General features: G+C 65.7%; 19 protein-coding genes, 1 tRNA gene and 1 pseudogene. 9 read left to right on the top strand and 12 right to left on the bottom strand.

From position 1 onward, the window contains the following. Positions 1-114: 114 nt before the first annotated feature. Together QX073_RS24510 and QX073_RS24505 are read right to left on the bottom strand one after the other, a co-directional pair. A tRNA-Arg gene (locus QX073_RS24510) sits at positions 115-191 on the bottom strand. Between the two features lie 116 nt (positions 192-307). Next, positions 308-568: a hypothetical protein gene (locus tag QX073_RS24505; RefSeq protein WP_316226511.1), complete on the bottom strand. Its 261-nt coding sequence runs from the start codon at positions 566-568 to the stop codon at positions 308-310. Positions 569-789: 221 nt separating this feature from the next. Between QX073_RS24505 and QX073_RS24500 the strand changes: the two genes are divergently transcribed. Further along, on the top strand, positions 790-1,233 hold the full coding sequence (locus QX073_RS24500) for a hypothetical protein (RefSeq protein WP_315717685.1): 444 nt from the start codon (positions 790-792) through the stop codon (positions 1,231-1,233). 249 nt (positions 1,234-1,482) lie between these two features. On the opposite strand, the gene QX073_RS24495 is transcribed toward QX073_RS24500, so the two are convergent. After that, positions 1,483-1,776, bottom strand: coding sequence for a histone (locus tag QX073_RS24495; RefSeq protein ID WP_315737661.1), 294 nt, complete (start codon positions 1,774-1,776; stop codon positions 1,483-1,485). Between the two features lie 72 nt (positions 1,777-1,848). Continuing rightward, on the bottom strand, positions 1,849-3,294 hold the full coding sequence (locus QX073_RS24490) for a deoxyribodipyrimidine photo-lyase (protein WP_316226510.1): 1,446 nt from the start codon (positions 3,292-3,294) through the stop codon (positions 1,849-1,851). 126 nt (positions 3,295-3,420) lie between these two features. Here QX073_RS24490 and QX073_RS24485 point away from each other — a divergent pair, with 126 nt between their 5' ends. After that, positions 3,421-5,124 carry a methyl-accepting chemotaxis protein gene (locus QX073_RS24485; RefSeq protein WP_315717688.1) on the top strand — a complete coding sequence of 568 codons (1,704 nt, stop codon included), beginning with the start codon at positions 3,421-3,423 and terminating at the stop codon, positions 5,122-5,124. An 11-nt stretch (positions 5,125-5,135) separates the two neighbouring features. Here QX073_RS24485 and QX073_RS24480 read toward each other — a convergent pair. The 3 genes and pseudogenes from QX073_RS24480 to QX073_RS24470 all read right to left on the bottom strand — a co-directional run. Beyond that, a pseudogene (locus QX073_RS24480) lies at positions 5,136-5,285 on the bottom strand (C4-dicarboxylate ABC transporter permease); the annotation flags it as partial. A 209-nt stretch (positions 5,286-5,494) separates the two neighbouring features. Continuing rightward, positions 5,495-6,871, bottom strand: coding sequence for an IS30 family transposase (locus QX073_RS24475; protein ID WP_315813921.1), 1,377 nt, complete (start codon positions 6,869-6,871; stop codon positions 5,495-5,497). A 387-nt stretch (positions 6,872-7,258) separates the two neighbouring features. After that, complete coding sequence (locus tag QX073_RS24470; RefSeq protein WP_316226509.1) at positions 7,259-7,882, bottom strand: DUF6789 family protein; 624 nt, start codon at positions 7,880-7,882, stop codon at positions 7,259-7,261. On the opposite strand from QX073_RS24470, the gene QX073_RS24465 reads away from it, so the two are divergent. The 3 genes from QX073_RS24465 to QX073_RS24455 all read left to right on the top strand — a co-directional run bounded on the left by QX073_RS24465 (position 7,881) and on the right by QX073_RS24455 (position 11,003). After that, on the top strand, positions 7,881-8,387 hold the full coding sequence (locus QX073_RS24465) for a Spy/CpxP family protein refolding chaperone (RefSeq protein WP_316175958.1): 507 nt from the start codon (positions 7,881-7,883) through the stop codon (positions 8,385-8,387). The genes QX073_RS24470 and QX073_RS24465 overlap by 2 nt on opposite strands. 180 nt (positions 8,388-8,567) lie before the next feature. Further along, complete coding sequence (locus tag QX073_RS24460; RefSeq protein ID WP_316226508.1) at positions 8,568-10,535, top strand: DEAD/DEAH box helicase; 1,968 nt, start codon at positions 8,568-8,570, stop codon at positions 10,533-10,535. A 66-nt stretch (positions 10,536-10,601) separates the two neighbouring features. Next, complete coding sequence (locus tag QX073_RS24455) at positions 10,602-11,003, top strand: DUF2177 family protein (protein ID WP_315717693.1); 402 nt, start codon at positions 10,602-10,604, stop codon at positions 11,001-11,003. 108 nt (positions 11,004-11,111) lie between these two features. Here QX073_RS24455 and QX073_RS24450 read toward each other — a convergent pair whose 3' ends face one another. After that, entirely contained in the window at positions 11,112-11,771 is a 660-nt protein-coding gene (locus tag QX073_RS24450) for a peroxiredoxin (RefSeq protein ID WP_315717694.1), read from the bottom strand. A 365-nt stretch (positions 11,772-12,136) separates the two neighbouring features. On the opposite strand from QX073_RS24450, the gene QX073_RS24445 reads away from it, so the two are divergent. Together QX073_RS24445 and QX073_RS24440 are read left to right on the top strand one after the other, a co-directional pair. Beyond that, positions 12,137-12,706, top strand: a complete 570-nt coding sequence (locus QX073_RS24445; protein WP_315717695.1) for a hypothetical protein — start codon at positions 12,137-12,139, stop codon at positions 12,704-12,706. A 196-nt stretch (positions 12,707-12,902) separates the two neighbouring features. After that, the gene (locus QX073_RS24440) at positions 12,903-13,631 is read left to right on the top strand and encodes a hypothetical protein (protein ID WP_315827866.1); all 729 of its coding nucleotides are present in this window, start codon (positions 12,903-12,905) and stop codon (positions 13,629-13,631) included. 329 nt (positions 13,632-13,960) lie between these two features. On the opposite strand, the gene QX073_RS24435 is transcribed toward QX073_RS24440, so the two are convergent. Then, positions 13,961-15,817: an alkaline phosphatase family protein gene (locus QX073_RS24435; protein WP_316165046.1), complete on the bottom strand. Its 1,857-nt coding sequence runs from the start codon at positions 15,815-15,817 to the stop codon at positions 13,961-13,963. Positions 15,818-16,021: 204 nt separating this feature from the next. On the opposite strand from QX073_RS24435, the gene QX073_RS24430 reads away from it, so the two are divergent. Then, positions 16,022-16,516: a ferritin-like domain-containing protein gene (locus QX073_RS24430; RefSeq protein ID WP_315776574.1), complete on the top strand. Its 495-nt coding sequence runs from the start codon at positions 16,022-16,024 to the stop codon at positions 16,514-16,516. A gap of 179 nt (positions 16,517-16,695) precedes the next feature. Here the strand turns inward: QX073_RS24430 and QX073_RS24425 are convergent, their stop codons facing one another. Next, positions 16,696-17,367, bottom strand: a complete 672-nt coding sequence (locus QX073_RS24425) for a TetR/AcrR family transcriptional regulator (RefSeq protein ID WP_316170837.1) — start codon at positions 17,365-17,367, stop codon at positions 16,696-16,698. 81 nt (positions 17,368-17,448) lie between these two features. On the opposite strand from QX073_RS24425, the gene QX073_RS24420 reads away from it, so the two are divergent. Beyond that, positions 17,449-18,573 (top strand): NAD(P)/FAD-dependent oxidoreductase, encoded by a 1,125-nt coding sequence (locus tag QX073_RS24420; protein WP_316226566.1) that lies wholly within the window; start codon positions 17,449-17,451, stop codon positions 18,571-18,573. Positions 18,574-18,617: 44 nt separating this feature from the next. On the opposite strand, the gene QX073_RS24415 is transcribed toward QX073_RS24420, so the two are convergent. Beyond that, positions 18,618-19,868 (bottom strand): arsenic transporter, encoded by a 1,251-nt coding sequence (locus tag QX073_RS24415; protein ID WP_316226507.1) that lies wholly within the window; start codon positions 19,866-19,868, stop codon positions 18,618-18,620. A gap of 22 nt (positions 19,869-19,890) precedes the next feature. Further along, positions 19,891-21,171 carry an MFS transporter gene (locus tag QX073_RS24410; RefSeq protein ID WP_316203026.1) on the bottom strand — a complete coding sequence of 427 codons (1,281 nt, stop codon included), beginning with the start codon at positions 21,169-21,171 and terminating at the stop codon, positions 19,891-19,893. Positions 21,172-21,181 lie beyond the last annotated feature (10 nt).

Here is a 21,181-nt window from a genome sequence, read left to right as displayed (position 1 = left end):
AGGCCGCCGGTCCCGGCATCGAAACTGCGGCGGTCGCCGGAGATGCTCTCGACATGCCGCCCGCAGCGTCGGGTGGTACGGGCTCAAGGGTCGAGTGCTGGGTCGGGTGATGACTGGCGCGCTCGGAGAGATTCGAACTCCCGACCCTCGGAATCGAAATCCGATGCTCTATCCAGCTGAGCTACGAGCGCGCGATGCGGGCCAAATCTCCCGCGTCACCGGGATACCAGACTTGGATGGCCAAGGCCAGCCTCCGCAGGACATGAACGGTCATGCGCCGAAGCTGGCGGGGCGTCCATGGATGGTGTCAGAAGCAGGGATGCCGGCGTCGGTCCTGGCCGATATAGGCCGCCGAGCTCTGGTAGCAGTGGTTGGTGGAAGGACCGTCATAGAACGCAAAGGTGCCGGGCAGCGGGCCGGGGCCATAATTGTGCAGGAAGCTGATGGCGTAGGGCAGCCCGTAGTGGTGGCGATGATGCCGATGATGGCTGCGCGCCTCGGACGTGGCCGGCACCAGGGCGGCAATTGACACGATCAAGGCGGCGGCGAGGGATGCGAGCTTGCTCATGACTTTTCTTCTCCGGAAAACGACGTCAAGGCCGGCCGTCTGGCTGATAGCCTAACGCGGAAGTGGCGGAAAGGGTGCGCAAAAGGCGATAACCCGTCAAAATTTTGGCCTTTTCCGCGTGCTTAAGAAGATCATGACAAGGTCCGGCAAGTGCCGTCGTGCATTGGGCCCGAGGCGTTGTCGCGACAGCGCCAGAAAAGACCGGGTTTGCCGTCCGATCCATGAATCGCCTGATCCCAAGCGTCGTGCTCCTGCTGGTCGCCGCTAGCCCGGCGCGTGCGGATTTGCACATTACGCGCGACCATGGTGGCTACATCGAAGAGTACAAGGCCAAGTACAGGCACGTCAGGGAAACGCGTCAGCGCGTCATCATCGACGGCATCTGCAATTCCGCCTGCACGCTCGTCTTCGGCTTCGTGCCGCTCAACAGGATCTGCGTCACGCCCAGGGCCAGCCTCGGCTTCCACCAGGCCTATTACGACAAGGCGTTCACGTTCGGCATCAAGGTCACCAGCATGGAGGGGACGTCCGAGCTGATGTCCTATTACCCCGATTCGGTGAAGGACTGGATCCGGCGCAACGGCGGGCTCACCACCGAGATGAAGCGGATCAAGAACGGCATCGAACTCTGGAAGATCGTCGACCCCTGTCCCGACGTCTGGTGAGGGCACCGCCCGCACTGAATCTCTGTCCCAGCAGACCTCTGCCGGCAATCCAATCGCAAGCCGGCCCGGCGTCCGCGCGGCATCACCGGTCGCTGCGTCGCGCCGCGGATGCCAGGTCCCGGCTCCCAACCGCACGGCGACAAACGAAACAATCCAGCGCCAGATCGTCCCCACTACCGGGCACTGGATTGTTTCGCCAAGACCATCAGCGAAGGTGACGAGTCGCCTTCGATCCCGAGCCAGGCAGAATCAGCGCTTGGCCTTCTTCGTCTTCTTCGCCGCTTTCTTGGTGGCCTTCTTGGCCGTCTTCTTCGCAGCTTTCTTGGCCGCCTTCTTCACGGTCTTCTTGGCGGACTTCTTGGTCGCGACCTTCTTGGCCTTGGCGGCGGCCCGCTTGGGTGCAGCCTTCTTAGAGGTCTTCTTCGCGGTCTTCTTGGCCGCTCGTCGGGCCTTAGGTGCCGTCGTGATCACCGGATCCTTCGGTGCCTCGGCGGGCATGCTGGTCTCGGTCACGGTCGGATCAGAGAGTGGAGTGTCGTCCATATCGGGTCCCCCGATTTGTTGGAAACCCTGCGACGATAGCTGGATTCTCTGTGCTGTCAAAGCGCACCCCAACTAATCACTTGTGCGCAAGCTCGCGTAGGCTGCCAGCGCGCGCTCCCGCCCGGGCTTGTGATCCACGATCGGCGCCGGGTAGGTGCGGCCGAGTTCAACCCCGGCCTCGGCGAGCTCGAGCGGCTTCGCCGCCCAGGGCTGGTGGATCAGCGTGGCCGGCAGGCGCGCCAGCTCCGGCACCCAGCGGCGGACATAGGTCCCGCGAGAATCGAATTTTTCGCCCTGCAGCACGGGATTGAAGACGCGGAAGTAGGGCGCGGCGTCGGCGCCCGATCCCGCAACCCATTGCCAACTGGCCGGATTGCTGCCCGGGTCGGCGTCGACCAGCGTGTCCCAGAACCACTGTTCGCCGAGCCGCCAGTCGATCAGAAGGTGCTTCACGAGCAGCGAGGCGACCACCATACGGACGCGGTTGTGCATGCTCCCGCTATGCCAGAGCTCGCGCATCCCGGCATCGACGGTCGGATATCCGGTTCGCCCGCGCTGCCAGGCCTGCAGCGCTGAATGATCCTGCGCCCAGGGAAAGGCATCGAAGGCCGGCTGCAGATTGCGGGTTGCGAGGTCGGGATTGTTGTAGAGCAGGTGGCGGCTGAACTCGCGCCAGCCGAGCTCACTCAGGAACTTGTCGATGCCGGCGGCGGAAGCTGGACGCTCGGCGGCGGCAAATCGCGCCGCATGCCAGACCTGGCGCGGGCTGATCTCGCCGAAACGCAGATGCGGCGACAGCCGGGAGGTCGCCTCGATGTCGGGCCGGTCGCGATCGGCGGCATAGGTCTGCACGGCCGTTTCGAGAAAGCTGGCGAGGCGCGCCTGTGCCGCGCGCTCGCCGGCTTGCCATGACGCTCGCAGGCCGCCGGCCCAGTCGGGCTTGCGCGGCTCGAGCGCGAGCTCACCGATCGGCAAGCTTGCGCCGCCGGGGGCGTGCGACAGCCGGGGCGGCCGCGGCAGCGGCTTCGGCGGATCACCCAGAGCGAGCACCCGCTTCCAGAACGGTGTGAACACGCGCGGGCCGCGCCCATCCTTGCCGCGCAACTCGGCCGGATCGACCAGAAGGTCATCGGGAAACACGCGTGAAGAGACGCCGATCTCGGCGAGTGCTGCTTCGACGCCGGCAGCCACGGCGCGGGGGCCGGCCTGCGCGACGTCGTTCCAATACACCGCGCTGGCCCTGGTTTGGCGCGCCAGCTCGCCGAGCACCTTGGCCGCGGAGCCGCGCCGGATCACGAGCTCGGCGCCGAGCGCATGTAGTTCGGCCTGGAGTGCACGCAACGATTGCGCGAGCCACCAGCGCGCCGCGCCGCCGAGCGGACGCAACCCAGGGCTTTCCTGATCGTGGACGTAACTACAAACGATCCGAGTGCCCGACTTCGCTGCTTCATGCAACGCGGGGTGGTCAGACAGCCGCAGGCTCTCGCGAAACCATACGATGATGGGGGAGGAGGACATGATCAGGGTATCTTATTGCCGTTTTTATCGAGAGTTCCGGTATTCTACGCTCCGGAAAATAACCGCTTTGAAACCAACTACGGGCAGTTTGAGATTCAGTTGCAGTTCCCCTGGAAGGTTTATCTCGTGTCCGTCAAATTGAAGCTCGGCACCAAGGCGCTGATTGGCGCCGTTGTCGTGATCGCCCTGAACACAGCTCTCGTGGTCGGCGCGGCGTACTGGTCGCTGTCCTCCGATTTCACGGATCGCGCCAAACGCGACATCGAAGGCAATCTGCGCACCTTCGCGCTGACGTTCACCGAAACGTTCGGCGACGCGAAAGTCAGCGTGCAGAACGGCGTCGTTACGCGCATCGAGATTCCGGCGATTCCCGAGATCAAGGATCACGCGATCGTCGATCGCGCGGTGTCCTATGTCGGCGGCAGCGCCACGCTGTTCGTGGTTGATGACAGCGGCCAGTTCGTCCGCCGCTCGACCAATGTGAAGAAGGAGAATGGCGACCGCGCCGTGGGCACCCAGCTTGCCGCGGATCATCCGGCGCAGGCGCTGCTGCGCCGCGGCGAGGCCTACAAGGGCCCCGCGACGCTGTTCGGCAAGTCGTTCATGACCGCTTATTTTCCTGTCACCAATCCGGCTGGAAAGGTGATCGGCATTCTCTATGTCGGCGTGCCCATGGCCGAGCTCGACGCCATGCTGTCGCAGGCGATGCGGACCATGGTCGTCGCCGCTGCGATCGCCGCGCTGCTGGTGCTCGGCTTGACCATGCTGGCGGTTCGCCGCGTCACCAAGCCTCTCGCCGCGGTGACCGACGCGCTCACCGCCATCGCCGAGGGCCGCGAGGACGTTGCGATCAAGTCCGATGACCGCAGCGACGAGATCGGTGAGATCGCCCGCAGCCTGGTCGTGTTCCGCAGTGCCGCGAGCGAGCGGCGCCGGATGCGCGAGGAGCAGACCGCTGCGGCCGCAGCGGCTGTCGAGCAGCGCAAGGCCGAGCTGCAGCGTTTCGTCGATTCGTTTCAGGCCAGCATCGGCGGCATCATCGAGAACGTCTTGACCTCGTCGGGCGAGTTCGAGCGCGAGGCGCGCCAGCTCACCCAGACGGCGCGCACCACCGCCGACCTGTCCGGCCACTCGGCCGGCGCGTCGGAGACCGCATCCGAGCACGTCCGCACTGCGGCTGCTGCATCGGACGAGCTGTCCGGCTCGATCGCCGAGATCATCCGCCGCGTGCAGGAGTCCAACGCCATCGCCGCCGAGGCGGTCAACCAGGCGACCGCGACCGACCAGCGCATCAAGGAGCTGTCCGACGCCGGCAACCGCATCGGCGACGTCGTCAAGCTGATCACCTCGATCGCCGAGCAGACCAACCTGCTGGCGCTCAACGCCACCATCGAGGCCGCCCGTGCTGGTGATGCCGGCCGCGGCTTCGCGGTGGTCGCTCAGGAGGTCAAGACCCTGGCCGGCCAGACCGCCAAGGCGACGGAGGAGATCTCCAGCCAGATCGCCAACATGCAGACCGTGACCCAGGAATCGGTCGACGCCATCAAGGCGATCGGCTCGACCATCGAGCGCATCAACGGGATCGCCGCCTCGATCTCCGCCGCCGTCGAACAGCAGCGCGCCGCTACGCAGAACATCACCCAGAGCGTCCGCTCGGCCGCAACCGGCACCGCAGAGGTCGTCGAGAACATCCGCAGCGCGGCGCGCGGGGCAGGCGAGACCGGCGAAAGCTCCAACCGGATGTTCGCCTCGGCCCAGGCGCTGTCCGGCGAGAGCCTGCGGCTGAAGGCCGAGGTGCAGAAGTTCCTCGACGGCATGCGCGCGGCCTGACACACGGCTGCTCACCCGTAGCGCAATCGTGGCAGGATGGTCACGATGCCCGGAAACAGCGTGAGCAGAAGCACGAAGGCGATCATGATGAGGAGGTGGGGGGCGGTCACGCGCGCGATGTAGCCGAGACCGTCCTCCGTCAGGCCCTGGATCACGAACAGTGCCCGGGACGACAACAGAGATCTGCGCAAGCGTCTCAAGACATGACCTCGCATTCCCGCGGCACGATGAGCCCGAGTTCTGCGGCCTGTTTACCCTCTGCAAAACGAGAGGGCGCAGGGAATGCCGGGTGAAGGCCTCACCCATGGCCCGCCTGCAGAAAAAATGCAGGCGGCAGGTACCACAGGCAAAGCCGATTCAACCGGCGGGCTCAATCGGTGGTCGCAACACCAAGTGTTTTCATTCGTGACAGCAGCTCGTCAAGCGCTTCTGCTGGAGTTTTCCATCCTAGCGTCTTTCTCGGTCGGGAATTGAGCGCTGCGGCCACGGCGGCGATCTCGTCAGCATCGTAGACGCTCAGATCGGTACCTTTCGGGAAGTACTGCCGCAGCAGGCCATTCGTGTTCTCGTTCGTGCCACGTTGCCAGGGGCTTCTTGGATCGCAGAAGTAGATCTGAAGGTCTGTATCGATCTTGAGGTCACTGTGTTGAGCCATTTCGGTCCCCTGATCCCAGGTTAGCGAGCGGCGGAGTTCTTTGGGCAAGGTGACGATGGTGCGCGTGATCGCATCGCGTACCGCTTCAGCTCCGTGTCCGGAGAGCGCAGGCCCATCCTTCGTACGTGGGCCATCGTCAAACCCCGGCAGCCGTGGAAGGTGCAGGAGCATTGTAAACCGCGTGCTGCGTTCGACCAGCGTGCCGATTGCCGAGCTGGCGGAGCCGACGATCAGATCTCCTTCCCAATGTCCCGGCACAGCTCGATCCGCGACTTCGGCCGGACGCTCACTGATCATGATCTCTGGCGATATGAAGCCTTTGCTGCGCTTCCGCGTACGCGCTCGGGGCACGCGCAGCGCACGTCCCGTTCGCAAACAGGACGACAACTCGCGTTTCAGCGCTCCTCGGCCCTGAACAAAAAGCGCCTGGTAAATGGCTTCGTGGCTGATGCGCATCGCCTCGTCATCCGGGAAGTCGATCGGTAAGCGCCGGGCAATCTGCTCGGGACTCCACGCTTTCGTCCACCCCTGATTCTGGCTAGAGCCCGCACGACCGGCCTTCCGCCGAACGCCGCCTGGAGGTGCGACAAACCCTGCAAGCCGCTCTTCAACATAAGCGCGTAAGGCGGCGTTGCTTGCAAGCTTGCTCGGCTTAGGACGCCGGGCCGATCGATCTGCATGCCACTGGGCGGCCGTCGCCCGATAGGCCATCTTGCCGCCGTGCGTGGCCGCATTGCGATCGAGTTCACGGGAGATGGTCGAGGGAGATCGATTGAGACGCCGCGCTATCTCTCGTACAGAATGGCGCTGCGCATTCAGCAGCGCAATCTCTTCGCGCTCAGAAAAAGAGAGGTGCCGTCCGGAGAGCGGCTTCGCTGAAGGTCGGAACATTGCCGGTGCCACGCCGCCCGCTTTTCGAAATAATCGGGGGCCGACAGCATCCGATAATCCAGCAGCCAGCGCAGCATTCTCGCTGTTCAACCCAGCGGCAATCCCACGCCAAAATTTCTGCTGTTCCGCACGCCCCGCAACTGGTGGGCGCCCCAATGATCCCAGCTTGCCCCGCGTTGACCGTTTCTTTCGAATGCCCATCGCAACCTCCTCATCGAGTGTTGCGACGACCAATTGAATCCGCCCCGGCATTCCCTGCGCGATGTCTTCACGCTTATACGCAGTCTCCCTGGTGCGCCGAGCGTGTTGGCCACCATGATCCGCGCGGCGCGTTAGCGCCGTCGCGAACGTGACACCAGCTTCGGGGTGTCAGGACGCTGCGACTTCACGTCCGCGATCATGCCAGTCGTCTGCGCGAAACGCGCGTCCGGCATGGTTCGCGGCCACCGCATCCCGCACCGACGTTCGTGACGACGCGTACGTCCCTCTGCATGGGGCAGGACGACGCGGATCATACACGATTTACGAGAAAACGAAAGAGGAAAATTCGGCCTTTTCGAAATGGGGCGGGCGACCTCCCAGCGGCGGTCAGGCGTGATTGCTCTCTCCGCGGCCAGGCTCGATCTTCTGATCCGGTCTCTGCAGGGCCGCATACACGGCGCCCAGCACGACGCTATACGCCTCGACCATCGCCAGCGAAAACAGCGCCGGGCCGGCGCCCAGGCCGAGCGACGTTGCGAACGGTCCAAGGCCGATGGCGGGAAACAACCCGATTCCGAGCAGCAACCAGCCGGCGAGCCCGAGCAGGAAGCCTTTGGCGACACCGCTGCCGCCGGGCAGGCGGTGGAAGAAGCGCCCGAACAGCAGGCCGATCAGGAAGGCTCCGTTGAGCTGCGAGAGCAACCACAGCGGCGCCCCATCATGCATCGCTCGGGCGAACAGGGGCGAGAGCGTGTCGAGAAGCGCCGTGGCGGGATCGAACTGCGGCAACAGGTGAAGCCGGCTCTTGAGCTCCATCAGGCCGATATGCGCCAGCGTCCCGCAGCCCGATGCGACCGCCGATGTCCATATCCAGCGATAGCTGCGTATCGTTGTCATCTCCTCAATTCGCCATGGCTCTGCAGTGATCCGTTGATCTCGCTCAAGCACGAAAGCTCGCCGCGCGCTTAGTTTGCGCAAACTCATCGGTGCCACGTCAAGGAGTTCTGCCATGCGATTAGATCCACGCGCGCTGGTCTTCGCGGCCGCAATCGTGACCGTCACCGCCGCACCGGGCGTTGCCCAGCCGGGCGCGGGCGGACCAGGGTGGGGCCCCGGCATGATGATGGGGCCGGGGATGATGGGCGGTCGGGGCTTCGGCTTCCTGTGCAATCCCCGCATGGCCGGATTTGCCGAATGGCGGATGTCGCAGATCGAGGCCGCCATCAAGCCGAACGACACGCAGCGGGCGCGGCTCGATGATCTCAAGGCGGCATCGGCCAAGGCCGCGGAGCTGATCACGAAGGACTGCCCGGCGACGCCGCCGGTCAAGGCGACCGACCGCCTCGCACTGGCGGAACAGCGCCTCGACACGATGCAGCAGGCGATCAAGATCGTCCGCCCGGCGTTTCAGGCGCTGTACGACTCGCTCGATGACAAGCAGAAGGCGGCCATGGACGCCAGCGGTCCGCGCAACTGGGGCTGGCATCACTGGCATTGGCCGTGGAGCGACGAGTAGCCGAGAGCTGGCGCGGCAGTGGCCGCGCGTCTCGCCTTCCCGGCCGCGCGGCCGTCGACCATCGGTGTCGTCCGGGCGGGCTGGGCGCACTGAGCAGGACGGCATTTGACCGTTCACGGCCCTCGTGTTCCGGCGCGGCATGGCGTAAAGCAGCCGGATCGAAACGAGGTTTCCCGTCACTTGTCCTTTCCCACGACGAATCCGCCGCTCGCCCGCGCCCTGGCCGAGCGCAATTATGAGACTCCGACGCCCGTACAGCTCGCCGTGCTTGCACATGACGCCGTCGACCGTGACCTGCTGGTTTCGGCGCAGACCGGCTCGGGCAAGACCGTGGCCTATGGGCTGGCGCTTGCGAAGAACCTGCTCGGCGAGGCCGAGCGGTTTGCGCGGGCGACCGCGCCGCTGGCGCTGATCGTGGCGCCGACGCGCGAGCTTGCCTTGCAGGTGCAGCGCGAGCTCGCATGGCTCTATCAGCACGCCGGCGCGCGCGTCGTCTCCTGCGTCGGCGGCATGGATCCGCGCCGCGAGCAGCGCGAGCTCGAGGCGGGCGCCCATATCGTGGTCGGCACGCCCGGGCGGCTGTGCGACCATCTCCGGCGCGGGCGTCTCGACATCTCGGAATTGAAGGCCGTGGTGCTCGACGAGGCCGACGAGATGCTCAATCTCGGCTTTCGCGAGGACCTCGAGTTCATCCTCGAGACCACGCCGGAAACGCGCCGGACCCTGCTGTTCTCGGCGACCTTCCCGCGCGGCATCGTGGCGCTGGCGAAGCAGTATCAGGACGACGCGTTCCGGATCGAGGTCGAGGGCGACGAAGGCGGGCATGCCGACATCGAGTACCGCGCCATCCGCATCGCCGCCGACGATGTCGAGCACGCGGTCGTCAACGTGCTGCGCTTCTACGAGTCGCCGAGCGCGATCGTATTCTGCAACACCCGCGAGAAGGTGCGCCACCTGCAGGCGGCGTTGCTGGAACGCGGCTTTTCCGTCGTCGCGCTGTCGGGTGAGCTGACCCAGAACGAGCGGACCACGGCGCTGCAGTCGCTGCGCGACGGGCGCGCGCGGGTGTGCGTGGCAACCGACGTCGCAGCACGCGGCATCGATCTCGCCAAGCTCGACCTCGTGGTCCACGCCGAGCTGCCGAACGATCCGGAGGTGATGCAGCATCGCTCGGGCCGCACCGGCCGCGCCGGCCGCAAGGGCGTGAGCGTGCTGCTGGTGCCGCCGGCGCGGCGGCGGCGGGCGGAAACGCTGCTGAACCTCGCCGGCATCGAGGCCGCGTGGGGCGCGGCGCCGCAAGCTGATGAGATCCGCAAGCTCGATCAGGAGCGCATGCTCCACGACCAGGTGTTCACCGAGGAGACGACGGCGGAGGATCTGGCGCTCGCGCAGGCGCTGCTGGCGGAGCGGTCGGCCGAGGACATCGCCGCCGCATTGGCGCGGCTCTATCGCGCGCGGCTGCCGTCGCCCGAGGACATTCTCGATCCGGGCCAGGATCGCGGCCGTGCGCGGGAGGATCGCGGTCGCGACACCGCCAGGCCGGCGCGCGGCGAGGAGCGGCCGCCGGCGCCCCGAACGAAGACAGGAAAGCCGTCGGCGCGCCACGGCATGGGCGAGCCGAGCGTCTGGTTCCGGGCGGCGATCGGGCGCAGGAAGAATGCGGAAGCGCGCTGGCTGCTGCCGATGATCTGCCGCCGCGGCGGCATCGACAAGCACGACATCGGCGCCATCAAGATCCAGGACACGACGACCGAGTTCGAGATCGCCGCGCGCGTCGCCGACGCTTTCACTGCGAACATCTGCCGTCCCGACAAGGAGGACAATATCCGGATCGAGCCGCTGGCGGGCGCGCCCTCGGGGCAGGCGTCGCCGGACAAGCCGCGCGCCGACAAGCGGCCGCCGCGCCGCGAGGCGGACGAGACGGCCTACCATCCGCTGCAGCACGATGAGCCGCGCGGGGGCAGGGACGCCAAGCCGCGCGGCAAGCCGCATCGCGAGGGGCCGGCGAAACCCGGCCAACAGCCGGCGTTCGCGAACAAAAAGCAGCATCGCGACAAGTCCAGCCACGGCGGACAGACGTATTCAGACAGACCCTCGCGGGCGAAGGCGCCGGGTGGAAAGAAGGCCAAGGCCAAGCGCCGCGGCTGATCGGCCCGGCCCGGGCGGAGGCTGCCGTCGCTCCGCGTTATCGGCAGGACCAGGGAGGAGCCGCGCATGAGCCGGTACGCCGTTCTGTATTTCGCGACACTGGCCGTGCTGCTCGGCTTCGACATCCCGTTCCTGAGCGTCGTCGCCAGGGGCTTCTTCCAGTCGCAGGTCGGCGAGATGCTGGGCGAGATCCGCCCCGTGCCGGCGGTGCTGTTCTATCTGCTCTATGTCGTGGGCGTGCTGATCTTCGTCAGCGGGACGGCCGACGCGACATGGCGCTCGACCTTGCTCTACGGCGCGCTGTTCGGGCTGTTCTGCTACGCGACCTTCGAGCTGACGTCGCTGGCGATGCTCAAGCAATGGACCTGGGCGGTCGTGGCGGTCGACATCAGCTGGGGCGTGTTCGTGACGGCGGTGTCGGCGACACTCGGGCTGCTGATCGCGGACTGGGCGACGCCACGGGGCTGAAGTGGCGTCGGCCCGAAGCGCTCAGAGTTCGAGCCCAGTCTATCGAGATCCCGGGTCCGCCTCTGCGAGGCGTCCCGGGATGACGTCGTTAAACGTCGTTTGCCGCCGTCACTTCGGCTGCGGCACCACGCGCAGATACGGCTTCGGCGCCTTCCAGCCGTTCGGATAGATCGTCTTGGCCTCGTCGTCGGACACCGAGCCGGCGATGATGACGTCCTCACCCTGCTTCCAGTCGGCGGGGGTGGCGACGCGATGCTTGGAGGTGAGCTGCAGCGAGTCGATGACGCGGAGAATTTCCTGGAAGTTGCGCCCGGTGGTCATCGGGTAGACCAGGATTAGCTTGATCTTCTTGTCGGGCCCGATGATGAAGACGTTGCGGACGGTCTGGTTGTCGGCCGCGCTGCGCTTGGACGGATCCCCGGAGATCGCCGCCGGCAGCATGTCGTAGAGCTTGGAGACGTTGTAGTCGGTGTCGCCGATCATCGGGTAGTTCGGCGCGGCACCCTGCGTCTCGCGAATGTCCTCGGACCACTTGGCGTGGTTCTCCACCGGGTCGACCGACAGGCCCATCAGCTTGACGCCGCGCTTGTCGAACTCCGGTTTCAGCCGCGCCAGCGCGCCGAGCTCGGTGGTGCAGACCGGGGTGAAATCCTTCGGATGCGAGAACAAGAGGGCCCAGCTGTCGCCGATCCAGTCGTGGAATTTGATCTTGCCTTCGGTGGTTTGCGCCTCGAAGTCCGGGGCAGTGGAGCCGATCTGGAGAGCCATGGCAGTCCTCAATTCATTGCAGTGGCGGAAATAAATTCTTCTAAACACTATAGGAAATACTGCTCCTCAAGGGAACTGTCTCACGAGAAAGAGAAAAAGATTTCTCTGGAACTCACGGAGCCAACAACTTCTTTTGAGTTCCCGCGCTGCGACGAAACATCCGTGAGACGACCGGTTGCCCAGATTTCGCCATCTGGCGGTCGCAACACGCCGCCCCCTGACGGCCCTCGGCATTGAACCGTGATCGAGGTCACTGCGGCAAATCGGCAACCGATACAAAAACCCACAGCAGCGTTTCGAACCGTTAACCACTCGTTCAGACGCGCGCCGACAAGGTGGGTCAACACAGCAACTGAGAAGAGAACATGGCTACCTCTGCACCAAAAACCATCGGCATCGATGGTCTCGAACCGTCCTCCTGTGAGACCGCTGCTTTCGCGCTCGGCATCGTGCGCGACGGCGTGATCACCGGTGAGGGTCCGACCACCGCGGGACGCGTGCATTTCTCCCGGGTGCTCGATGCCGACGACGTCGCCTGGTGCGTGCGCATCCTCACCGCCGCTGCGGTGAACGATGCCCCGGTGAGCCGTGCCGAAGCCGAGGCCCTGTTCGCGATCGACCAGGCCGCGACCGAACGCAACGATAACGGCCGGTTCGAGGACCTGCTCGCCAAGGCGATTGCGCATCACACCGCCTCCGCATCCGGCCTGCCGGTGCCGCCGCGCAGCGTCGCGCTGGCCGCCGAGACCGACATCGCGAGCTGGGCGCCGGCCAATGCGCGCGGCGTCCGCACCGACGTGCTGGAATGGGTCGCCAAGCAGATGCGCGGCAAGCGCCAGGGCAACCGCGTCCTGAGAGCCATGGTCGCGACGCTCGTCGGCGTCACCGTGCTGCCGCTGGCGCAACTGCCGTCGATGATCGACATCGGGATGTAAGCGCAGCACGCCTCATCCACGAGACCGAGTTCGAGGAGCGCGATGACATCATCGCGCTCTTTTCTTTTCGGCGTATGCGTGGCGTGCGTCGGCTCCTGTAGGCGCAGACCCGCTGCTTGACGAGGCGGACCGGTGGCATTGAAATACTCCGCTGGCGCCGGTGCACCTGCCGTGATTGCGCAGATCGGGGGATATCGTGGAGATCGTGATCCGAAGCCTCGAAGCTTGGCTTTTTGGCTTCGTATGTGCGCTGCCCTACATCTGGAACAGGCGTTACGTTCCGCGGGTGCTCCTGAGCGCGTTCGCGCCGATCCTGTTCCAACTATGGCTGTTGTGGAATCTCAAGGGAGCCTGGTTCGCGGTCGCGCGGGACTTCGCGTTCTCTGGCGATCTTGTGCTGGAAATCTTAGGAGGGATTTGCGCCGCACAGGTGAGGCTTATTCTGGCGCGCTGGGGCTTACAGACCTCGAACGATCGAGGTCTCATCGATCGTTTGCGGAGTTTGCACTCGGTGGTGCTAATGTTGCTGTCGCTCGCTGCTGCTGCCCTGGCGACATACCTCATGCTCGAGTGGACATCCGGGTTCGAATGGCAGCCCTACATCGCGATCGTGATTGCGATCATGTCTGTCGCCATTTGTCTGGCGTGGCTCTATCGGCTCAACACGATCGCGTTTGTCTGGACCGGGGCCGCGGGCGGCTATCTCGGCAGCTTTGTCGCGGCCGTGCATCGCGAATGGGACATCATCACGGCAACTGCGAGTCGCCAGCACTATGATTATGCAATCGAGATGCTCATGATTCCGGAGTACTTCCTATTTGCTGCGGCCGGCGCGCTCGCAGCGGGACTGATGATCGGCTTCTCGTTCGTTGCGCTCAGACTGCAGCGCATGCGGACCACGATAGCTGTCCGTGCGTCTGGCTAGACGAGTGTTTCCTTAGAACCGACGGTGGTTGCTGGGTTGAGCTCTCGCCGTCTCCACGGCTGTCATGCTCCGCGAAGGCGGAGCATCCAGTAGTCCGCGGCAGAAGATATTGAACCGAGACGTCACGGCGTACTGGATCGTCCGCCTTCGCGGACGATGACAGCGGGGGTCTGCACGTCCATATCAATATGGCCAGGACTTTGGAAACGGTCGTCTAGTGCCAATGCGAATTTGCAAGGCGGAAGGAGCCTTTGACCTAGCAAACAAGAATGCCCCGCTTTCACGGGGCACTAAGTCTTTTGGTCTTGGACGGGCGTCGCAACGCCTGACTACTTCGCCGCCGCCTTCTGCTTCGGCGCTTCCTCGTCCAGGCCCACGGTGCGGCCGGGGAAGCCGGCGACGTCGAAATAGCGCTGGGTGCCGACGCGCTGCAGCTTCAGCACGGTCCGCAGGCCGCCGGCGGCCGGGTCCGACTTGATGACGTCCGACGTCGCCTTGGGCGTTGTGCCGTTCGGCATCGCCTCGGTCATGATGCGGCCGATCAGCTTGCCCTTCGGCGCGACCTTGAGGTCGAGCAGCTTCGCCGCGGTGATGCCGACATCGGCATTGCTGACGGGCAGGGGATCGACGAAGCCAGCCTTGAAGTCGGGTCCGATGGCCGCCATGAAGTTGTAGGTGTCGCCGCGGCCGAACGAGCCATGCATGCCCTGGCCCTGGCGCAGCACGGTGTCGGCGACCTCGACCTGGCAGTTGGACGGCTGGTCGCAGTCCGGCGCGACGTAGGAGCGGAAATTGACCACGATCGCCGGGTGCGGCGTCACCGCCTTGCCCTGCAGGTTGATCCGCGACAGCGGCAGCGTGCCGGGAATCTCGCCGAGCTTGTCGTCGACGAAGATGCCGGAGACGTAGTCCTGCGCCAGCAGCGCCTTGACGGTGCGGCGGGCGAGCTTCCTGTCGTTGTTGGGCAGATAGATCAGGTCGGAGCCGCCATTCGTGGCGACGACGAGATCGGGCTTGGCAGGATCCTTGCCGAGCACGCCGTTGCCGGCCTTCGGGTGCTTGCCCTCAGATACGGCCGCGTTCTTGTCGTTGGGATCGAACAGCGGCAGATCGAGCGCCTTGGCGAGGTCGATCGCCAGGAAGCCCATCGGCAGGAAATCCTTCGGCGTGTCGTCGTAGCCGACCTTGGCCGACGGGCTCGTCTTGCTCTCCTTGGAGATGGTCGAGAAGCCGTGGTCGGCCTGGACCATGATGTTGGTCGAGGCGGCAAGCCCGAGATCGTCGAGCGCCTTGCGCAGCGCCGCCAGATTGTCGTCGGCATTCCTGATGCCGGCCATCGAGGTCGGGCCGTTGATGCCCGGCGTGATGGTGTTGAGGCTGTCGCCGTGATTGTGCTGGCTGCCGTCCGGGTCGCGCGACCAGAACACCAGAACGAACGGCTTGTTGCGGGCCTTGAACATCGGCAGCACCGCCTTGGTGGCGACGTCGACCATGTAGGCCTGCTGCGCGACGTTGGCCGAGGTCGTGCCCGGCGTCTTGGCGTCGCCCGCCTTTCCGTTGTCGCCGCGCGACGGCGTCGCCAGCGGCAGGCCGGCCTTGGTCATGGCGTCCTTGACCTCGTCGGTCACCGGCACGCCATTCTTGTTGCCGGTGGAGTCGTCGATCACGATCGAGGAGGTCGCGCCGGGCTTGCAAGGGCAGCCGGTGTGGTCGAACAGATAGGTCGGGCCGAGCTTGCCGATCGCGGCGGTCGAATAACCGGCCTTGCGGGCAAGCTTCAGGATCGTGTCCTCGTTGAGGTAGTCGCCGTTGAAATGCTCGTCGATGTCGCCGAGCACGGCGTCGTTCTCGATGAAGGGCACGACGGTATCGCCGGCCGGCGCCGAGGTGTAGCCCGTGAAGATCGTGTTCGAGAATGTGCCGGTGTCGCCGAGATAGTGGCCGGTCGCCATGGCCGAGCCGTTGGCCATCGTGAAGGTCGGAAACAGCGAGTGCGAATTCTTGAAGTTGACGCCCTTGTCGCGGACGGCGGCCATGGCCGGGGCGGTCTCCGGCGTCACCTTGAGTGCACGCAGGCCGTCTGGAATGAACAGGATGAGATTATGGGGGGTGGCGTTCTGCGCAAATGCGGCTCCAGACGACAGCAAGGTCAGTCCGGCGCACAGCAGCACGAGCGGGCGGCGCATTGAAAACTCCTGAAGGCAATCGGCGGAATCGCGGCGTCTCGCCGCAGGGAAGAGCTTTAGTTTTGCCGGGTGACAGTTTTGTTACAAGAGGCTCGGAGGCCGCCGACAGCGCTCCGGGCAGGATTTTCTTGCGGCGGGCTCGTCGGTGGCAGGAACTAGGGTATGGCTTTCTGGTTGTCGGCTCACAATCAACAGGAGCACACCATGCCTGCCGACAAAGACCTCAACGAGCTCTTCCTCGATACCCTCAAGGACATCTACTACGCCGAGAAGCAGATCCTGAAGACGCTGCCGAAAATGGCCAAGGCGGCGCAGTCGGAGAAGCTGGCGGCGGCGTTCGAGAAGCACCAGGAGGAGACCGAAGGCCAGATCGAGCGGCTCGAGCAGATTTTCGAGCTGATCGGCAAGCCCGCCCGCGGCAAGAAGTGCGATGCGATCGAGGGCATCATCGACGAGGGCAAGGAGATCATGGACGAGTACAAGGGGACCCAGGCGCTCGACGCCGGCCTTCTTGCTGCAGCGCAGGCGGTCGAGCACTACGAGATGTCGCGCTATGGCACCCTGAAGGCCTGGGCCCTCAAGCTCAACCTGCCGAAAGCCGCCAAGCTGCTCGACCAGACGCTGAATGAAGAGCGGAAGACCGACGAGACGCTGACCAAGATCGCTGAGACCGCGGTCAACTACGAAGCTGCGGCCTGATCGTCAGGTCGATCGTGACCCCAACGCCGCCGCCAGCGTGCCACCAGCGCCGGCGGCGTCGTCACGAGTCGCACCGTTGGTGGCTGGTTGGAGCCTGCCAAGGTGCCGACCTCGATCTTCTCCCGCCGGTTTGCGTCTTTCCCTGCGTTCTGACGACAGGGCTGCAAGTCGGTCGCTGCCTATCGGATGGTTCCGATCCCGGCCAGGATGAGGTCGATGCCGGCAAGAAACTGCTCGCGGTCGTCGTGCTCGCGCAGGTCCGTCGCCACGCGATGGGCGAACGGGTACTCGGCGGAATCGAGCTGCGCCCATTGCGCGGCGACCGATCCGAGGAACGCCGCACGGTCTGTCTCGCGCGGCAGCAGGCGGGCGTTCGCGGCGTTCTGCCCGGCCACGCCGAGGATGTAGTTCACCAGCGCAGACGCGGCATCGAACAGGGCTCTTTCGGGGACACCGAGCGTCTGGAGCCGTCCGCCGACGCTTTCGACGATCTGCAGCATCGCGGACCGCCACGGTTCACGGAAAAGCTGGGCGCCGACCCACGGGTGGGCGTCGATCGCATCGAACACCCCGAGCGCGACGGCACGGATTGCCTGTCGCGGCTCGGCATCGCCGCCGACGCCGGTCATGACGCGGGCAATGACGTCATCGGTGGCCGCTGCGAGCAAGTCGCTCTTGTTGGCGACGTGCCAGTAGATCGCCCCGCTCCCGGTTGCCAGCCGAGCCGCGAGCGCGCGGAAGGTCAGAGCGCTTTCGCCGCCGGCGTCCAGGATCTCGATCGCCGCCTCGACGATCTTCTCCTTCGAGAGCGCGTCCGCGCGCCGTTCCGTCCGTATTGATCTGGTCGCCATGACCATCATCTTGACATGATTGGAACGTTGTTCCAATCAACTTTCATGGAACGGTGTTCCAGGCCGGTTGAAAGGCAGATGATGACGACACCCGTCACGATCGTCGGTGCGGGCCTCGGTGGCCTCACGCTCGCACGCGTCCTCCATGTCCACGGCGTCCCGGCGACGATCTATGAGGCGGAGCCGTCCGCGGAAGCTCGGACGCAAGGCGGCCAGCTCGATATTCACGAGCACGACGGGCAACGTGCCCTCGCAGACGCCGGCCTCATCGACGCGTTCCGTGCGATCATCCATGACGGCGGCGCGGCTTCGCGCGTGCTCGACCCGCATGGCACGGTGCTGCTCGCACAGGCCGATGACGGTCGACGCCCCGAGGTGTTGCGCGGCGATCTGCGGCGGCTTCTTCTCGATTCCCTTCCAGAAGAGACGATCCGGTGGGGCAAGAAGCTGACCGGCGCCGTGCCCCTCGGCGACCACAGGCATGAACTGAGATTCGCGGACGGGTCGAGCGTGGTCACGAGCCTCCTGGTCGGCGCCGACGGCGCCTGGTCGAAGGTTCGGCCGCTGTTGTCGGCCGCCAAGCCGGAATATGTCGGCACGACGTTCATTGAGACCTACCTGCATGATGCCGACGAGCGGCACACCGCGGCGGCCGAGGCGGTCGGCGGCGGCGCATTGTTCGCGCTCGCTCCGGGGCAGGGGATCTTCGCGCACCGCGAGGCGGATCGTGTTCTTCACGCCTACGTCGCGCTGAACCGCTCCGCCGCGTGGATCGCCGGCATCGACTTCACGGACGCTGCCGCTGCGACCGCCCGGATCGCGGCCGAGTTCGACGGATGGGCGCCCGCGCTCACCGCGCTGATCACCGACGGCGAAACCCCGCCGGTCCCGCGCATGATCCACACGCTTCCGAACGACCATCGATGGGATCGTGTGCCTGGAGTGACGCTTCTCGGCGATGCCGCGCACCTGGCGCCGCCGGCGGGCGAGGGCGCGAACCTGGCGATGTTCGACGGCGCCGAGCTCGGCAAGGCGATTGCCGCCCACCCCGGCGACATCGAAGCGGCACTCACCGTCTATGAAGAGGCGTTATTCCCGCGCAGCGAGTCGGCGGCCGCGGGCGCGCACATGATCCTCAAACTCTGCCTCGGCGACAGCGCGCCATTCGGGCTCGTCGACTTCTTCAACGGAGCCCTGGAGCGGTAGGGGCTCCCACACTCATCAACGTGCCCATCGCGAATCAATCGATGTCAGATCGCTGCCGCCAGCGCCGCGATCAGCGCGGGCGGTGTTGCGACGAGTCCGACCTTCAGGAACTGCCAGGCGGTCACCTCGATCTTCTCGCGCCGCAACGCCGTCAGCCAAAGGATGGTGGCAAGCGAGCCTGTGACCGAGATGTTCGGGCCGAGATCGACCCCGATCAGGATGGCCCGGATGACCTCATGCGGCAGGTGGTCGCTGGCAGCGACGGAGCCCGCAACCAGGCCGACCGGCAGGTTGTTGGCGATGTTGTCGGCCACTGCGGTGATCAGGCCCGCGGCCCACGCCGTGCCGTGCGGCGACGACGTCACGCCCTGGTGCAACCAGGCGCTGAGCTGTCCGATCGCGCCGGCGCGGCTTAGACCCTCGACCATCACGAACAGGCCGCCGACCAGGGGCAGCACACCCCATGAGATGCCGCGGATCACCGGCCAAGGCGATTGCCGGCTGACCAGCAGGATCGCGGTCGCCGTGACGACGCCACAGACGAAGGTCGGCAGGCCGAGTTGCACGTCGAGCGCCGAGGCAGTCAGAAGCACCGCTGCGATGGCGCCGATCCCGAACGCGGCGAGCCGGCCCTCGCGGCTCAGGTGCGGTTTCTCGACATCGGTGCGCAGCGTCTCCTCACGGAGCGCGCGGCGCTGGGTCAGCCATAGCGCGACATAGGTCAGGGCGATCGCGGCCATCGAGGGCAGGGTGAACTGGCGCAGCCATTCGGTGAGATGCGGCATGCGTTCGCCGAACACGACCAGATTGGCCGGATTGGAGATCGGCAGCACGAAGCTCGCGGCATTGGCGATGAAGGCGCAGACGTAGAGATAGGGCAGCGGCGAGGCGCCGGCGGCGCGGGTGGCGGCATAGACGGCCGGCGTCAGCACGATCGCGGTGGCATCGTTGGAGAGCAGCACGGTGACCAGGGTGCCGACCGCATAGACCAGCAGGAACAGGAGCTGCGGCGAGCCGCGCGCGTGCTCCACGGCATAGGCGGCCAGATAGTCGAACAGGCCCTCGCGGCGCGCCAGCTCGGCAATCAGCATCATGCCGATCAGGAACAGATAGACGTCGACGCCCTTGCGGATGCCGGTGAGCGCTTCAGCGACAGGCAGCAGGCCGAGCGCGACCAGCAGGATCGCGCCGGCGACGGCCCACACGGCCTCGGGCAGCCGGAAGGGGCGGATGATGACGCCAGCGGTGGCGGGAATGATGATGGCGTAGGCGAGCCAGGTATCGTGCAGGGACATGATCAGGGATCGATAGAGCAAATCATTCGGCGGGGATAGCGGGCGAGGGCGCCGCATTCGGGTGCGCGGCCTCTGCTCCACCGGTCTCGGGAAGCAGCAGCCAGCATACGATCACGGCGAGCGCGGCCGCCGCGCCGAGCACCAGGAATGCGGCGCTGTAGCCGCCATGGACGACGACCAGGCCCGCCAGCGCGGTCGACAGCGCCGCGCCAATGCTCTGCGCTGTGATCACAGCGCCCTGCGCAATGTTGAAGCGTCCGGTGCCGCGCATCAGGTCCGCGACGATCACCGGCATGATCGCGCCGAAGATGCCGGCGCCGACGCCGTCCAGTAGCTGCACGCCGACCAGCCACGCCTTGTCGTCCGATAGCGTATAGAGCATCGCGCGCAGCGGCAGGATCAGCAGCGCCGTCAGGAAGAAGCGCTTGTGGCCCCAGCGGTCGGCGCGGGCGCCGACCAGCAGCGCCATCGGTACCATCACGAGCTGGGCCGCGGCGATGCAGGCCGACATCAGGCTGGTGCCGAGATTCTTGTCCTGCAGCGCCAGCTTCTGGCCGACCAGCGGCAGCATGGCGGCGTTGGCGAGGTGAAACAGCGCGACGCAGACCGCGAAGATCAGCAGCGGACGGCAGGTCAGGAGAATGCTGAGGCCCGAGGGCTGCTCGCCCCGCTTCGGGCGATTGCCCTCCGCCTGATGCGCCAGTCCGCGCGCGACGTCATGGTCGATGGCGCGCTCGGGGATGGCGAGCACGCTGATGAGGCTGCCGGCCGACGTCACCGCCATCAGATAGAACACCGCCGACGGTCCAAGCGCATAGGCGGCAGCGCCGGCGATGACGGCGCCGACCGTGTTGCCGGCATGGTTGAAGGTCTCATTGCGGCCGACCCGCGCGGTGAAGGCTTTGGCGCCGACGATCCCGAGCGACACCGCCGCGATCGCCGGCGCGAAGATCACGCCGGCGGCATTGGCGATGCTCTGTGAGATCGCGACCGGCCAGAAGCTGGTCATGAGAGGTAACAGCAGCGAAGCGGCCGTGACGACGATCGCGGCTGATATCATGACCAGCCGTTTTGCCCTGGTGGCGTCGACCAGCGCGCCGGCGGGCGTCTGCGCGACGATGCCCGCGATCGTCGCGAGCGACATCACGACGCCGATCGAGGCCTCGTCCCATTTCTGCTCGGTCAGGAGATAGATCGCGAGATAAGGGCCGAGCCCGTCACGCACATCGGCCAGGAAGAAATTGGTGGCGTCGAGCGCATGGCCGGCGCGGGCCAGGTCCTTGCCGCTATCGAAGTCCGCCATGCCGCCTCGT

This window comes from Bradyrhizobium sp. SZCCHNS3052 (assembly GCF_032484495.1).
GTDB lineage: Bacteria > Pseudomonadota > Alphaproteobacteria > Rhizobiales > Xanthobacteraceae > Bradyrhizobium.
The sequence above is the reverse complement of the archived record's forward strand: the minus strand, read 5'-3'. Positions and strand labels throughout refer to the sequence as shown.

What these genes read in the sequence shown, in the direction of transcription:
- QX073_RS24445 (WP_315717695.1), top strand. Translation starts at nt 12,137, where the DNA reads ATGGCTACCTCTGCACCAAAAACCATCGGCATCGATGGTCTCGAACCG.
- QX073_RS24495 (WP_315737661.1), bottom strand. Translation starts at nt 1,776, where the DNA reads ATGGACGACACTCCACTCTCTGATCCGACCGTGACCGAGACCAGCATG.
- QX073_RS24470 (WP_316226509.1), bottom strand. Translation starts at nt 7,882, where the DNA reads ATGGCAGAACTCCTTGACGTGGCACCGATGAGTTTGCGCAAACTAAGC.
- QX073_RS24420 (WP_316226566.1), top strand. Translation starts at nt 17,449, where the DNA reads ATGACGACACCCGTCACGATCGTCGGTGCGGGCCTCGGTGGCCTCACG.
- QX073_RS24490 (WP_316226510.1), bottom strand. Translation starts at nt 3,294, where the DNA reads ATGTCCTCCTCCCCCATCATCGTATGGTTTCGCGAGAGCCTGCGGCTG.
- QX073_RS24475 (WP_315813921.1), bottom strand. Translation starts at nt 6,871, where the DNA reads ATGGGCATTCGAAAGAAACGGTCAACGCGGGGCAAGCTGGGATCATTG.
- QX073_RS24435 (WP_316165046.1), bottom strand. Translation starts at nt 15,817, where the DNA reads ATGCGCCGCCCGCTCGTGCTGCTGTGCGCCGGACTGACCTTGCTGTCG.
- QX073_RS24415 (WP_316226507.1), bottom strand. Translation starts at nt 19,868, where the DNA reads ATGTCCCTGCACGATACCTGGCTCGCCTACGCCATCATCATTCCCGCC.
- QX073_RS24410 (WP_316203026.1), bottom strand. Translation starts at nt 21,171, where the DNA reads ATGGCGGACTTCGATAGCGGCAAGGACCTGGCCCGCGCCGGCCATGCG.
- QX073_RS24430 (WP_315776574.1), top strand. Translation starts at nt 16,022, where the DNA reads ATGCCTGCCGACAAAGACCTCAACGAGCTCTTCCTCGATACCCTCAAG.
- QX073_RS24465 (WP_316175958.1), top strand. Translation starts at nt 7,881, where the DNA reads ATGCGATTAGATCCACGCGCGCTGGTCTTCGCGGCCGCAATCGTGACC.
- QX073_RS24450 (WP_315717694.1), bottom strand. Translation starts at nt 11,771, where the DNA reads ATGGCTCTCCAGATCGGCTCCACTGCCCCGGACTTCGAGGCGCAAACC.
- QX073_RS24425 (WP_316170837.1), bottom strand. Translation starts at nt 17,367, where the DNA reads ATGGCGACCAGATCAATACGGACGGAACGGCGCGCGGACGCGCTCTCG.
- QX073_RS24500 (WP_315717685.1), top strand. Translation starts at nt 790, where the DNA reads ATGAATCGCCTGATCCCAAGCGTCGTGCTCCTGCTGGTCGCCGCTAGC.
- QX073_RS24455 (WP_315717693.1), top strand. Translation starts at nt 10,602, where the DNA reads ATGAGCCGGTACGCCGTTCTGTATTTCGCGACACTGGCCGTGCTGCTC.
- QX073_RS24505 (WP_316226511.1), bottom strand. Translation starts at nt 568, where the DNA reads ATGAGCAAGCTCGCATCCCTCGCCGCCGCCTTGATCGTGTCAATTGCC.